The sequence below is a fragment of the Marinobacter antarcticus genome (assembly GCF_900142385.1).
In the GTDB taxonomy this organism is placed as follows: Bacteria; Pseudomonadota; Gammaproteobacteria; order Pseudomonadales; family Oleiphilaceae; genus Marinobacter; species Marinobacter antarcticus.
The window spans coordinates 390,450-403,133 of record NZ_FRAQ01000001.1; the positions used below are offsets into that span (position 1 = coordinate 390,450).

General features: G+C 55.6%; 10 protein-coding genes and 1 riboswitch. Of the genes, 5 read left to right on the forward strand and 5 right to left on the reverse strand.

What is annotated here, in order from left to right:
* Nucleotides 1-214: 214 nt before the first annotated feature.
* Nucleotides 215-425: riboswitch (cobalamin riboswitch) on the reverse strand.
* Between the two features lie 208 nt (nucleotides 426-633).
* The 4 genes from cobT (at nucleotide 634) to BUA49_RS01880 (ending at nucleotide 5,019) form a co-directional block, all read left to right on the forward strand.
* A complete protein-coding gene (gene cobT, locus BUA49_RS01865; RefSeq protein WP_072795092.1) occupies nucleotides 634-1,704 on the forward strand; it encodes a nicotinate-nucleotide--dimethylbenzimidazole phosphoribosyltransferase in 1,071 nt (356 codons plus the stop codon).
* Nucleotides 1,697-2,320, forward strand: a complete 624-nt coding sequence (locus tag BUA49_RS01870; RefSeq protein ID WP_072795093.1) for a histidine phosphatase family protein — start codon at nucleotides 1,697-1,699, stop codon at nucleotides 2,318-2,320. The genes cobT and BUA49_RS01870 overlap by 8 nt, the downstream gene beginning before the upstream one ends.
* Before the next feature lie 103 nt (nucleotides 2,321-2,423).
* Nucleotides 2,424-4,298 (forward strand): DUF294 nucleotidyltransferase-like domain-containing protein, encoded by a 1,875-nt coding sequence (locus tag BUA49_RS01875; protein ID WP_072795094.1) that lies wholly within the window; start codon nucleotides 2,424-2,426, stop codon nucleotides 4,296-4,298.
* Nucleotides 4,291-5,019, forward strand: coding sequence for a 3'-5' exonuclease (locus BUA49_RS01880; protein ID WP_072795095.1), 729 nt, complete (start codon nucleotides 4,291-4,293; stop codon nucleotides 5,017-5,019). Before BUA49_RS01875 ends, BUA49_RS01880 begins: the two co-directional genes overlap by 8 nt.
* Nucleotides 5,020-5,034: 15 nt before the next feature.
* Here BUA49_RS01880 and msrB read toward each other — a convergent pair whose 3' ends face one another.
* The 3 genes from msrB to BUA49_RS01895 all read right to left on the reverse strand — a co-directional run bounded on the left by msrB (nucleotide 5,035) and on the right by BUA49_RS01895 (nucleotide 8,553).
* Nucleotides 5,035-6,252, reverse strand: a complete 1,218-nt coding sequence (gene msrB, locus BUA49_RS01885) for a peptide-methionine (R)-S-oxide reductase MsrB (protein ID WP_072795096.1) — start codon at nucleotides 6,250-6,252, stop codon at nucleotides 5,035-5,037.
* Nucleotides 6,253-6,342: 90 nt separating this feature from the next.
* Nucleotides 6,343-7,848, reverse strand: a complete 1,506-nt coding sequence (locus BUA49_RS01890) for a sensor histidine kinase (RefSeq protein WP_072795097.1) — start codon at nucleotides 7,846-7,848, stop codon at nucleotides 6,343-6,345.
* Nucleotides 7,849-7,851: 3 nt separating this feature from the next.
* Nucleotides 7,852-8,553, reverse strand: a complete 702-nt coding sequence (locus BUA49_RS01895) for a response regulator transcription factor (RefSeq protein ID WP_072795098.1) — start codon at nucleotides 8,551-8,553, stop codon at nucleotides 7,852-7,854.
* 218 nt (nucleotides 8,554-8,771) lie between these two features.
* Here BUA49_RS01895 and BUA49_RS01900 point away from each other — a divergent pair, with 218 nt between their 5' ends.
* Nucleotides 8,772-9,383, forward strand: coding sequence for a hypothetical protein (locus tag BUA49_RS01900; protein WP_228704382.1), 612 nt, complete (start codon nucleotides 8,772-8,774; stop codon nucleotides 9,381-9,383).
* 64 nt (nucleotides 9,384-9,447) lie between these two features.
* Here BUA49_RS01900 and BUA49_RS01905 read toward each other — a convergent pair whose 3' ends face one another.
* Nucleotides 9,448-10,845 (reverse strand): sodium-dependent transporter, encoded by a 1,398-nt coding sequence (locus BUA49_RS01905; RefSeq protein WP_072795099.1) that lies wholly within the window; start codon nucleotides 10,843-10,845, stop codon nucleotides 9,448-9,450.
* Between the two features lie 146 nt (nucleotides 10,846-10,991).
* Nucleotides 10,992-12,566 carry a methyl-accepting chemotaxis protein gene (locus BUA49_RS01910; RefSeq protein ID WP_072795100.1) on the reverse strand — a complete coding sequence of 525 codons (1,575 nt, stop codon included), beginning with the start codon at nucleotides 12,564-12,566 and terminating at the stop codon, nucleotides 10,992-10,994.
* Nucleotides 12,567-12,684 lie beyond the last annotated feature (118 nt).

A 12,684-nucleotide genomic window follows, 5' to 3' on the forward strand; every position in this document is an offset into this window, starting at 1 on the left:
AAAAGGCAAAATAAAACTGCCCACAGCTAGCCGGGAGACTTTCATTAATTCGCACTCACAGGAATACCATGCGCACCCGCATGGATGTTTTTATGCGCTGCGCAGACAGCCAAAGCTCGTCGTCAAGAATTGAACGAGCAATCGCTATACAAAGGGAGGGGGGATAATTCCGAAAACCGGATCGGCATCAACCCACCACAACTGCCCTCCGCAGCGTTCGGTGTATTTCCAGGCCGGTCTCCGGACTTGTGAGCTCAGATATACTGATCAGCGACGCCTTCCCATGCGGTTGCATAGTGGCATTACTCTTCGCCTTACTCTCACTTACCGTTGCGGGGGCAGTGCCGGACTTTAACCGGCTTCCCGTTTCACCTTGAAACAATGCGTGGACTGTCTCTGAAGGCACCTGAAAACGCCGTCAAAGGCTAACAATGCGTTAATGTCTGGTCAATGACAACGCGCAATTACTTCAAGGCGGCACCCGAACAACGCAGCCGCCCGCTCCTTCAAACCTACCTCATTGCACCCAGCCGGAGTATGATCCCGCACCATATTGTATTGAACTCAAGTCACACTCTCCCTCCGTAATCAGAACCTGCGTTACGGTATTTCAATGTCTGAAGGTATTGTGCAATGTCTTTTCCCAGCGGTTGGATCAACCCTCCCCGGCAACCCGAGGCGCGTTTCTTTGAGCAGGCCGCGCAGCGGCAAAGTGTGTTGACAAAGCCCGCAGGCTCACTGGGCAGACTGGAAGATGTTGCCATTCGGCTTGCCGGGCTTCAGGGCACAGACAAGCCGGCGCTTGATCACATCCAGATCAGCGTCTTTGTGGGTGATCACGGCATCTGCGAAGAAGGGATTTCTGCATATCCCCAGGCGGTTACCGCCCAGATGATTGCGAACTTCGCCAACGGTGGTGCAGCAATCAGTGTTTTGGCTAAATCGCTGGGCGCAGGACTGGAAGTTGTAAACCTTGGCACTATATCTGACGTCGAGCCCGGTTTGCCCGGCGTCGTAGACGCTCGTATAGCGCCCTGCACCCGAAATTTTGCGGCAACCAATGCCATGACCACCGAGCAGGTGTGCACTGCCCTGAACCACGGCGATGCAGCAGCTCAACGGGCGGCAGATAAGGGCTGCCAGCTGTTCATCGGCGGTGAGATGGGCATAGGCAACACCACCTCGGCAACGGCCATTGCCTGTGCGCTGATGAGCAAGAACCCGATGAAACTGGCCGGCCCGGGCACAGGCCTGAACATGGCCGGTGTGCGCCGTAAAGCCGAGGTCATTATCAGCGCGCTTCAGCGCCACGATGACGATCAGGATCCCATGGCCGTGCTCGAGGCCTTCGGTGGTTTTGAGATTGCCGCTCTGGCGGGTGCTGTTGCCGGTTGCGCCGCACGATCCATTCCGGTGTTGATTGATGGTTATATCGTCTCTGTCGCGGCACTGATCGCGGTCAGCCAGCAGCCGGGTATCCGCCCCTGGTTAATGTTCGCCCACCGTTCAGCCGAACCAGGACATCAGGCTATTCTGACAGCAATGAATGCGGAGCCACTGCTTGATCTCGAGATGCGTCTCGGCGAAGGCAGCGGCGCAGCTGCAGCCGTTCCGCTGCTGCGGGTTGCGTGTGAACTTCATAACAACATGGCCAGCTTTGCAGACTCAGGCGTCAGCAATAAAGAGGGCAGTCACGATGGCTGATAGCACAACGGTGTTTGATCTCATCCGCCACGGCGAACCCGAGGGCGGGCCCATGTATCGTGGCAGCAAAGACGACCCGCTGAGCGACGCCGGTTGGCAGCAAATGCGCGATGCCATTACCGAAGCTGACCGCTGGGATGCCATCGTTACCTCACCCATGCTGCGCTGCGTTCACTTTGCCCGGGAACTGGCGGACCGCTATCAGATTCCTCTTCACAGTGATGAGCGCCTGAGGGAGATCAACTTCGGAGATTGGGAAGGGCGCACCGCTGATGAGGTGATGGCAAGCGACGGCGAAAGGCTCAGCCGGTTCTGGGCTGACCCGGTCAATAACACGCCTCCGGGCGGTGAGCCAGTCACAGATTTCAATAAGCGTATTATTGGGAGCTGGCACCACTGGCAACAGGAGCTTGCGAGCCAGAACGTACTGATCGTGTGCCACGGCGGCGTTATAAGGATGGTCGTAGCTGATGTTATGAACATCCCATTGGAACACGCTTTCTCAGGGCTGACGACACCCTATGCGTGCCGTAGCAGGATTCAGGTTGACACCTCAGGCTACGGGCGGTTTCAGAGCCTTGTGGCGCATGGGGCTTTCAAAGCTTTACACCCATAGGCTGCACGACGGAGCCGACACCAAAGGCGCAGGCTCCACCGCCCAACCGGCGGTTTCTGCTATAGTTTTGCTGAGGCATTATCTATTCCACCCGGGAGACCGCATGCAGGTTGAATTGATCGATATCCGTAACCATATTGTCCAGCATTCGCCGTTTGACGACATGCCGGAGGAGTTGCTCAATCGGCTCACCGCCAGCATTGAAATCAGTTACGTGCGGGCGGGAACCCAGATACTGGAAACCGGGCAAACCAGCACTTGCATGTATTATGTGCGTAGCGGTGCCATAGAAATTTTCCGTCGCTCAGGCGAGCTCTACAACCGCATAGGTGAAGGCGAGATCTTCGGCCAGTTTGGCCTGCTGATGCAGCGGCAGGTCAGGTTCCCTGCACGGGCGCTGGAAGACAGCCTGCTTTACCGCGTGCCGGCCGATACCTTTCATTACCTGTTTGAAAACGATGAGAACTTTGCAGACTTTGTTGAGATAGAGGATCGCGGCCGTTTGCGTTCGGCACTCTCGCGCCGGGAGAAATCCAACACACTTATGACCTCCCGTGTCAGCCGCCTGATTTCCCGAAAAACCGTCTCAGCGCCTACGACAGTGCGATTGCAGGAGGCCGCGCGCATTATGACGGATAAGGGCGTGTCGGCTCTGCTATTGATGAACGGCGAAGGCGACAATACCCGCCTTGCAGGCATAATTACAGACCGTGATCTGCGCACCAGAGCTGTGACTGAAGCACTGCCCTCTGAAACACCTGTCAGTGAGATTATGTCTGACGGGCTGATAACCATTCGCGCCAGCAGCTTCATTTTCGAAGCCATGCTCACCATGCTGCATAATAATGTGCACCACCTTCCGGTAATGGAGGGGCATGAAGTCCGGGGCGTTATCGCTTTGGCGGACATTGTTAAATATGAGAGCCAGAGCAGCCTGTACCTGGTGAGCAATATTTACCACCAGCAACATGTGAAGGGTCTGAAAAAGATCAGCCTCGATGTCCGGGACAGCTTTGTACGTATGGTCAATGAAGATGCCAACTCGCACATGATCGGCAGTGCCATGGCCGGCATTGGCCGCAGCTTTACCCAACGCCTGCTGGAACTGGGAGAAGAAAAACTGGGCTCGCCGCCCGTGCCCTACTGTTTCATGGCACTAGGCTCCATGGCGCGGGATGAGCAACTGGTCGTGACAGATCAGGACAACGCCATGATCCTGGACGACAGCTTTGTGCCGGAAGAGCACGATGCGTACTTTCTGGCGCTGGCGAAGTTTGTTTCCGACGGTCTGGCAGAGTGCGGCTACACCTACTGCACCGGGGACATCATGGCCACCAACCCGAAATGGCGCCAGCCGTTGAAGGTATGGCGTAGCTACTTTACCGACTGGATTGAAAACCCGAAAGCGGAAAGCCTGCTGAACAGCAATATCTTCTTTGATCTGGACGGCATTTATGGCCGCACGGAGTTTGCGGAAGAGCTCAAATCTCTGGTTGCAGACAAAGCCAGCAACAGCCAGCTTTTCCTGACCCTGATGGCGCGCAATGCGCTCAACCGGACGCCACCTCTGGGCTTTTTCCGAACCTTTGTGCTCGAGGAAGACGGCAAGCACCAGAAAACCTTCAACCTGAAACGCCGGGGCACAGCACCGCTGTCTGACCTTATCCGGATTCACGCTCTGGCTTGCGGTTCCCAGGCACAGAATTCCTTCGAACGCCTGAAGAGTATCGGCAAAACCAAACTTATTCTTGAAGACGATCTGGGCAACCTCAGAGACGCACTTGAGTTCATCTCTATTGTCCGTATCCGACACCAGGCCCTGTCTCTCGAGGCAGGTGAAGAGCCGGATAACAACGTGCGGCCAGAAGACCTGTCGCCGTTCGAGCGCAGCCATCTCAAGGACGCGTTCCAGGTTGTCAGCAATGCCCAAAAGTTTCTGAGGTTCCGTTACAACACGCAGGCGACCCGGCATGTCTGAGAGCCAACCAGTGCCCGATGCGATCAAACGCCTACCCTGGCCAGAGCAATATCAGGCTCTGGCAAACAGTGCCAGAGCGCCCGTACTGAAAGCCTTTTACGAAGCCGGCTGCGTCGCACCGGAAACACCGGTATCCGAGGTTCCCATGGTGGCGCTGGACTTTGAGACCACGGGCCTCGATGCGGAGGCCCACTCGATTGTCAGTATCGGGCTGGTGCCTTTTACACTGGATGCCATTCAGCTTGGTCAGGCAAAACACTGGGTTGTTCGCCCCAGATTACCGCTGCACCAATTGTCAGTTACCTTTCACGGCATCACCCACGCCGACATCAGCGAAGCACCGGACCTGTCAGACATACTTGAGGAAGTTTTTGCCAGCCTGAACGGCCGCATTCCGGTGGTGCACTTCAGACATATCGAACGGCCTTTCCTGGAAGTGGCGCTGCAGTGGCGACTGGAAGAGGGTATTCGTTTCCCGGTCATCGACACCATGGCTATCGAGGCTCACCTGCACCCAAATCGGCAGCCTTCTCTCCTGCAGCGTCTAACGGGGAAAAAACAGCTATCCATCCGCCTGGCAGACAGCAGAACGCGTTATGGGCTGCCTCACTATGCTGCCCACAACGCTCTGATTGATGCCATTGCCACTGCGGAGCTCCTGCAGGCCCAGATCCGTCATCACTTCAGCCCGCAAACACCTATTGGTGATCTGTGGCTTTGAGACACTCTTCAGGCTTTACTGCGACACCTTCACTGCGGCGATCCAGTCGCCGTAGCCGGCCTCAGCCATTTCTTCCAGCGGGATGAATTTAAGCGCCGCTGAGTTCATGCAATAACGCAGACCGGTGGGCGCCGGGCCATCGTTGAATACATGCCCTACGTGTGAATCGGCAAAGCGACTGCGGATTTCGGTACGGGACATGAAGAACCCGTTGTCTTCCTTTTCCACAACCATGTCCGGGCTCAGCGGGCGCGTGAAACTCGGCCAGCCGGTCCCGGATTTATACTTGTCACGCGAGGAAAACAGCGGCTCACCCGACACAACATCCACATAGATTCCAGGACGTTTGTTATCCCAGTACGGGTTGCTGAACGCCCGCTCTGTGCCGTCCTTCTGAGTCACCTCATACTGAATGCTGGTAAGGCGCTGCTTCAGAGTCTCAGAGTCTGGTTTTACGAAAGTCTCCGGATCAAAGCCCTTCATCCCACCAGACTGACTCATGTCAGCAGCGGCGTTTGTTGCAGCTTCTTTGGCGCTCTTTACCGCATCGCCATCTGGCTTGAACTGGCTGAAATCAAGCTCGTAATCGTCACCATAAACCTTCTCGATAAACTGATAACGGCCTGAATTGAAAGTATAGAAGTTGTAGCGCACCGGGTTCTTTTTGTAGTAATCCTGGTGATACTTCTCGGCGGCATAAAAAGTCTTCAGCGGCGTAATCTCAATCACCACTGGCTTCTCATAAACACCGGACGCCTGCAGCTCTTTCTTAGCCACTTCCGCCAGACGCTTCTGTTCCGCGTTGTGGTAGAAAATTGCCGGGCGGTACTGCTGACCACGGTCAACAAACTGTCCGTTGGCATCCGTCGGGTTCATCATCCGCCAGAGGCCTTGCAGCAAGCCTTCGTAGGTAATCTCGTCCGGATTGTAGTAAACCTGCACCGCTTCGGTGTGCCCGGTACTACCGGAAGCAACTTGCTGGTAGGTTGGGTTGGTCTCATCTCCACCCGCATAGCCGGAAACAGCCTCTACCACGCCGGGGATCTTCTCGTAACCGGCTTCCACACACCAGAAGCAGCCGCCAGCAAAGGTCGCGACCTTCAGGCCGGGATCTGACGGCGCATATTCGTCGGCACTGGCCGTGGTCTTTTCGGCCGTGGCAACCGCGGCATAGAAGGCGCCAGTGACTGCAATAAGCAGCGCGGCGACCATTGCCAGTGTTTTTCGGTTCATAACAACTCTCCTGAGAGTAGTGTAGAAAAAATGTTCAGTCGCCATCCTATCGCCGTGACTTCACCAAAACGTTCCTCAATTCTTACGAATCTATAACGCTGTGGATTCTTTTGGCGTTGAATCGGCCAAAGGCAGCCAGAAGCGGAACGCTGCGCCAGCCCCCGGATGGTTTTCTACGGAGACCCGGCCCTGCTGTAACTCCGCCATTCGGCGCGCGATGGCAAGACCCAGTCCGGCATGTCCGCTGCGGCTGGCACCCGGCGCCTGGTAAAACGGGTCAAAAACATGATCAATATCCTCTGGGGCGATTCCTTTACCGGCGTCCAGCACACAGATTTCAACGCCGCCGCTGTCAGCAAATACGCTCAATTTTACCTCTGCCCCCCTCGGCGAGTGATCAATGGCGTTGCCGATGAGGTTGTCCAGAACCCGCTCGGTCATGGCGATGTCTGCCAGCACCATGGCCGGCTGAGCTCCGGTAATATTGAGCACAACGCTTGCCTGCTCTGCTTTCGGCCTATGCTTCTGCACTACATCATGCAGCAGTTCCGCTGGCATGAACGGCTCCGCAAAGGGCTGCCGCTCGCGGGCGTCCAGTGCCGCCAACTCGAAAAGTTCGTCGACCAGCTTGCTGAGGCGAAGGGTTTCGGCCAGAGCCACCCCCAGAAAGCGCCGGCGCTCGTCTGGGCTCAGCTCCTGCTGCTTCATCCCCAGAGTTTCCAGATAGCCCTGAATCGACGCCAGCGGTGTGCGCAAATCGTGTGACACCTGAGCCACCAGTTGGCGGCGCTGGCGATCCTTGTCTTTCAGTAACTCCAGCTGGCCGGCGATGCGGGCAGCCATCTGATCGAACCTCGCTGCCAGGTAATCCACATCGTCCCCGGGAACACCGGTTCTGTCTGCAGTATCGGTGCTTTTGGCATCCTTTGCCCCCGCCTCAAAAGCCTCCACGCGCGCGGTCAGCCGGGACAGGCGTCGTGTCAGCAATCGGAAAAACACCAAGCCTGCCAGCAGCCCGACAAACAGACTGATTACCAGAGCGCCGCCGCCCATCTGTAACAGGCGATCACTGTGCACCATGCTTTCAGCAAAATCATACTCTTCACCCCGGAGAACAACATACAGGTAGCCCGTGGGATTCTCCGCACTGGGCACTGGTGTAACCGAGAATACTTTGCCGCGATCGTGGCTGCGCGGATCGTCGCCCTGCAAGGGATAGGCATCCGGGTTTTCAAGCAGCCTGTGAATCGGCTCCAGCGATACGTGTTTGCGCTTGATTCTGGCCGGATCGGCGGAATAGGAAAGAATGCGTCCGTCCTGATCAAGCAAGTAAATCTCGATGCTGGGGTTAATGGTCATATAAAGATCGAACAGGCGCTCCAGCTCACTGTGATTGATTCTGCCGTCGGTCACCAGGTTGCGGTCGGATACCAGGTCACTGGCCAGATCGCGGTTGAGCGCCTGATTCACTGCCGCGCTGTACTCACGCACGGAGTACAGGCTCAGCACCGTAAAAAGCCCGCCAACAATCACCAGTAACAGAAACAGGCCGAGGGCCAGGCGCGCATAAAGGGTTTGAAACAGGGGTCGGGTCATAGGTCAATCCAGAAACCGGTAACCAACACCCCAGACCGTCTGCACGTAACGGGGTTCGGCCGGGTTGGTTTCGATCTTGTTGCGCAAACGGTTGATATGGGTGTTAACGGTGTGTTCATAGCCCTCATGGTTATACCCCCATACAGCATCCAGCAGCTGTGCCCGGCTGAACACGCGCCCGCGGTGGCAGGCAAAATGCCAGAGCAGGTCGAACTCCCGAGCCGTTAGCTCCGCTTCGCTGCCGTGAACAAAAACCCGGCGGCGCACAGGGTCTATCCTGAGCCCGTCCACTTCCACTTCCTCGGCTTTCGCTTGTTCAGACGCGCGCGAGGAAAGTGCATCTACTCTCCGGAACAGGGCTTTGATACGTGCAGCAAGCTCAGCCACGCTGAAGGGTTTGGTCAGGTAGTCATCGGCACCCATTTCCAGGCCAAGCACCCGATCCAGTTCGGTGCTTTTGGCGGTCAGCATAAGCACCGGAACATACCCCGGGACAGCACGAATTTCCCGGCACACGGAAAGTCCATCCAACCCTGGCAGCATCAGGTCGAGAATGACCAGATCTATACCACCCCGGCGAAACCTCTCAAGGCCATCATCCCCACGATCCACGAGAACCGGCTGCATATCCAGATCCTTGACCTGCATACTAACCAGTTCGCCAATCCCGGGGTTGTCCTCAATAATCAGTACGGTTCGTGTCATGGTGCTCCGGCTCATTTGTCTGTGCTGCACAACCAGCCCGTCATGCTGAGGTTACTTCCTGCAGTCTAACGTGAAAACTTCACGAATCTGTCACACCGGGGGGGGATATAACAGCTCTCGACAACAACGCGGATGCTTGTCAGTTTGTTCGTTTTCGGCCTAGGCTAAAGAAGCTTCCGGACGGATGGAGCCGGAAACATGTCATCAAGGAGAACCCTATGAACCCTTTTTACTCTCAAAACTACTACTCGCAAAATCACTACTCACACTGCAATCAGCTTGCCGCCATGCTGGCGCTGACAATCGTGCTGTCTCTGGTATCGTTCAGCGCCCACGCAGAAAAGCTGACTGATAACACAATCCGCTCGTTCATCACGACCCTGGAAAAAGCTCAGACCATGGAGCCGGAATTTGAAGAGCTGGACGACAAGCAGGACAATGAAGCGCTTGATTTCTCGAGAATTTTTTCATCTTCCATTGAAGAGTTAAAAGGCGAGGATGTTTACGACCGCCTGGAAAGCCTGGTTCAGGATCATGGCTTCAAGAACCTCGAAGACTGGGCCACCACCGGTGACCGTATCTACAGCGCCTGGATAGCCATCGAAATGACAGATCAAAGCCCCGCACTCAGGAAGGAGATGGAGAGCGCTATGGCTGAGATCGAAAATAGCCCTCACCTGAGCGCTCAGCAGAAAGCCCAGATGCGGGCCTCAATGGAAACAGCCCTCGGCTTTACCCAGCAGGCCAGCGATGCTCCCTTAGCCGACATTAATGCGGTCAAACCTCACCTTGAGGCGTTGCGAGCTATCTCTGGAGATCAAGAAGACTGACTCCCGCGCACAAAAAAACCCGGAAGGCAGCGATGCTTTCCGGGTTTTCTGTTTTCCGGTGCTATTACGCTAGCAGGTTATAAACAAACACGATCACAACCGCCACCGGCGTGACAAAACGCAAAAAGTTCAGCCACAAGGTGAACGTGCCATTGCTCAGATCCAGATCCGCTTTCAGGGATTCTTTGGCAACAAACCAACCTACAAAGATCGCCGTCAGCAAACCCGACAACGGCAACAGGATGTTGGCCGTAAAAAAGTCCAGCAGATCGAAAATCGTCTTGCCTTCAAAGCGCGCGAACATATCGAGGGGTGCAAAATCTGCCCAGACGTTCAGCGACAGGATAGACGCAATACCCAGAAGCCAGCAAAGCACGCCGACAACAATGGCACTGCCTGCGCGCTCCATGTTGGTGTTTTCTTCCGCCCACTCAACCACAGGCTCCAGCAGGGAGATACCCGAGGTCCAGGCGGCAAACAGCAACAATATGAAGAACAGGGCGCCAAACAGGCCGCCCATGGGCATATTTCCGAACGCCAGAGGCAGAGTCTGGAAGATCAGTCCCGGGCCTGCGCTGGCCTCAAGGCCATTAGCGAACACTATGGGAAAAATCGCCAGGCCCGCCAACAGCGCAACAACCGTATCCATCAGTGCTATGCTGACTGCTGTGCGCCCAACGGCTACATCACGCCCCAGGTAAGAGCCATAGGCCATCATAATGGCCATACCCAGACTGAGTGTGAAAAATGCGTGGCCCAGAGCAATCAGCACACCGTTAATGGACAGTGCCTTAAAGTTCGGTGTGAACAGGAAACTTACCGCCTCACCAAAGTGGCCTGTTGTGGTGGCGTAGCCCACAGCAATAAGCAGCAGAACGAAAAGCGCCGGCATCAGAATGGTCACTGCGCGCTCCAGACCGCCCTTCAGACCACGGGATACAACCAGAATCACCAACACCATGAAAACGGTATGCCATGCAAGCAGCTGCTTGGGGCTGGCCAGCAAACCGCTGAAAAGCTTGCCGATGGATTCCGCAGTGCCGTCGGTGAAATCACCCATGGCCGCATGGCCAATGTAAGAAGCAGCCCAACCACCAATAACGGAATAGAAGGATAAAATCGCAAAGGCAGCGATCATCCCGATAACGGCAGAAATACGCCATGCCGGCGAACTGAGGTTACGCTCGGCAACCAGACGCATACTGCCAATCGGGTTATGGCGGCCGCTGCGACCCACGTATATTTCTGCCATCATGATGGGAACGCCGATAACAGCAATACACAGGAGATAAACCAGAACGAAGGCGCCGCCCCCGTTCTCACCTGTAATGTAAGGAAATTTCCATATGTTACCGAGACCAACGGCAGAACCCGTGGCGGCAAGAATAAACGCAAACCGGGAAGACCAGAGGCCGCGAGAAGCTCCGGAATCGTCACCCGAAGCCGAATTGAACTGAGTCATGTTTTGTTCCTGTGCTTGTGGCTAAGGAATCGTAAAAGAAGTAGCCACGGGCTCTCCCGGGGCGATTGGGAGAGAATTCTGCCAGCACTGGCCCGGGGATGCCAGCGCCGGCAATAGATTGGCGCCAGATTCCCGGCAAGTAAAACTTAATCGGTTTTCCTGAGAAAGCGCGAAACCAGATCTTTGAGACCACTGGACATGACGCTCAGGCTATCACTGCTCTGTTTGGCAGAAGATGCCTGACCTTCGCTGAGGTCTGCCAGTTCAGCGATACTGACAATCTGGCAATTGATTTCCTCAGACACCTGATTCTGTTCCTCAAACGCCGCCGACATGCTGATGAAACTGTCAGAAATTGTCTTGATGGACGTTACGATATCCCGCAGAGAGCTCTCGGCTTCACGCACTTTCACCAGACCCTGACCAGCATCCGCCTCCCCGTCCCGCGTGGCCTGAACTGCCAAATCCACCTGCAGGCGGAAGTCGTCAGTGACCTCCTGAATACGCACCGTGGATTCCCGGGTACGGCTTGCCAGCGAACGCACCTCGTCGGCGACGACGGCAAACCCACGGCCCTGCTCACCTGCGCGGGCAGCTTCAATTGCCGCATTCAGGGCCAGCAAGTTTGTCTGTTCTGCAATCCCGGAAATCAGGCTAGCCGCCTCACCAATGCTTTTGGTGGATTCACCCAGCCTGCCTATAGCCTGGCCAATCCCATTCACACGAGTAACCAGCTGTTCGATTGCAACCAGAGCCTCTGAACTGCGCTCGCTGCCAATTAGTGCAAGGCGGTCTGCCTCCCCGGCTTCCCGGGCATTGCCCAGCATGGACTGTGTCACTTCCTGAATGGATGCCGTCATCTCCGTGATCGCCGACGCCGTCTGGTCAGTTTCAGCACGCTGACGACCTATGGCTTCCGCACCACTGCTGATATAGTTGTAAGAAGCACGGGCCTGCTCATAAAGCAGCTCTGCCTGGTCATCTATGCGGGCAAGCGCCGTGCGAATCCGTGCGTCTTCACTGATCAGTAGCAGCGCAAGTTGCGAGAAAATTCCGGACTCATCACTATAAGTGCGAGCTACAACCGGGTCATGGAAAGCGCCCGGGCGGGTTTCGATAAGACGCTTCAGTCGCTCATTCAACGACTTCCGCAACAGCAATGCACCCAACAAATGGGCGATTACAATCAGCCCGGCAGCCATCCAGTTGTTCTCAAACTCAAGCGCAACAAGACTCAGAACCAGCGACAGAATCAGGGGCCATCCGGATTTCATCACCGACAGGATACGGCTCCCGGGGTTCAGGGCTGGCTTATCAGCCGCGATGCGCGCATAGAGCTTTTCAGCCCTGGCTACGTCTTCCCGGGTTGGCTCTACACGAACGGACTCATAGCCAACCACCTGGCCGTTTTCCCGAATGGGAGTGACATAGGCACTCACCCAGTAGTGATCACCGCTCTTTGCCCGGTTTTTGACCACGCCCATCCAGGCTTTGCCTGCATTGAGGTACTTCCACATGTCCCTGAATACCGCCTGCGGCATATCGGGGTGGCGGATGATGTTATGGGCCTGTCCAACCAATCCATCTTCAGGAAAACCACTGATCTCTGCGAATTCTTCATTGCAGTAAGTGATAACGCCTTTGAGATCGGTGGTGGTTATCAGCCTGCCGCCCTTGCGCATTTTAACTTCACGCTGGGTTACGGGTAAATTTGTGCGCATTATAGTTGCCTGTTACTCATTGCGTGCAGGGAGGTCCGATAGAATATAGACCCACCCCCATTATTGATATTCATCAAAAGTAAAGCTGAGTAACAGTATTTATCTTTGCAACCTGGAA